The organism is Mesorhizobium sp. M8A.F.Ca.ET.021.01.1.1 (assembly GCF_003998025.1).
Taxonomy (GTDB): domain Bacteria; phylum Pseudomonadota; class Alphaproteobacteria; order Rhizobiales; family Rhizobiaceae; genus Mesorhizobium.
Genome location: NZ_RZSJ01000924.1, coordinates 1 through 1,380 on the forward strand (window position 1 = coordinate 1; position 1,380 = coordinate 1,380).

The 1,380-nt window shown below is 61.4% G+C and carries 2 protein-coding genes; one reads left to right on the plus strand and one right to left on the minus strand.

All coding sequences use genetic code 11. From position 1 onward, the window contains the following. Positions 1-54: 54 nt before the first annotated feature. Positions 55-399: a cupin domain-containing protein gene (locus EOA36_RS35500; protein WP_127281240.1), complete on the plus strand. Its 345-nt coding sequence runs from the start codon at positions 55-57 to the stop codon at positions 397-399. Here the strand turns inward: EOA36_RS35500 and EOA36_RS35505 are convergent. Then, the coding region (locus tag EOA36_RS35505; protein ID WP_245464560.1) for a hypothetical protein at positions 400-1,380 on the minus strand (981 nt) is incomplete at its 5' end.

Below are 1,380 nucleotides of genomic sequence, written 5' to 3' on the forward strand. Positions count from 1 at the left end.
GTCACCGACATCGTCGCCGACCTCGAACAGGCACTCGCCAAGGTCTGACCTGATATGACCGCGTTTCTTTCCGTCGACACCAAAAGCGTCGAGCCCGAATCCGGCGCGCCCGCGCCGGATCGTCTGATCTCCGGCGATCCGAAATTCCGCACCTGGAATGTCGAGGAGCGCGACGGCGGCCTCTATGCCGGCATCTGGGAATCGACTCCCGGCAAATGGCGCATCGTCTATGACGAATGGGAGTTCTGCCACATTCTCTCTGGCGTCTCGGTGATCGCGGAAGAGGGCGGAGAGGCGCGCACGGTCAAAGCCGGTGACAGCTTCGTGCTGCGGCCGGGCTTCAGGGGAAGCTGGGAAGTGCTTGAAACGACTCGCAAGGAGTATGTGATCAAGCTTTGATCATTTCGCCGGGAACTGGGCGAGGCACGCGTCCGAGGCCTTGTCGTGAGCGGCCAGCAATTCGCTGTCCTGCGCATCGATGTCCGCGTCCGATATCTCGTCGCGATAATATTGCGTCAGGAGATCCATCCCTGTTTGCGTGACGCCTTGCGTCGGCAGCTCGCGGGCAAGGCAGCCGCACAGGCCAAGCGCGCGGTCCGGCGAACCGGTCTTGCGGTTGGTCAGGATGAAATCCTGCGCTGGACAGGCGTCGAGGAAGGCATCGAAGTCAAGTCGCTGCTGCTGCTGGTCGCCATGGTTGAAATAGGCCGGCTGCCACTGGGTTTTGCCGCTGGCGACGTCGCAGCCGGTGCCGGCATCCTCCGCGTCCTTGACCAGAGCCTGCCACGGCTTTTCCCTGTCACCGGTCGGATAGGCAAAATTTTCACTGAAAGAGGCCGCATAGGTGTCGAGATCGGCCTGTGCAAAGCCGATCGTCTGGAACCGGTTGAACTGGCACTGGCATTCGCTGGTCACCCGTTCAGCCTCACCCTCTTCGGGCTGTTCGCTCGATTTGTTTTTTCGGCAGGCCGCGATAAAGGCAGTGCCGTCGAGCGAAGAAGCCGGAAAAGTCGAGCTGTCGGCATAGCGCTCACCGTTCCAACTGGCCAGCGTCTGGTTGAGCTGCAGGTCAATAAAGCCTTTGCGCTTGAAGGCGCCGAGCCCGACCTTGGCCGGGTCCGTCAGCCTGGCGCCCGGAATGTCGCCCAGCACCTCGCGATAGCCGTCGCCCTCCAGCACGAACAGGAACAACCCGCACTTGACCCCGTCGCAGGCGGGATCCTGCACATAGACATAGATCTCGGAAAATCCGTCGAGGTTGAAATCGACCTCATAGGCGCCGAACCTCTCCGCCGGCACTTTCGCGCCAATCTGGCGTTCGAGCAGCACGCCGGCCAGTTTCCTGGCGATGGCGTCACTGTTTTGCTGCGGGATATTCTC

Excerpts from the sequence above, each read along its gene's own strand:
- EOA36_RS35500 (WP_127281240.1), top strand. The coding sequence starts at position 55 with ATGACCGCGTTTCTTTCCGTCGACACCAAAAGCGTCGAGCCCGAATCC.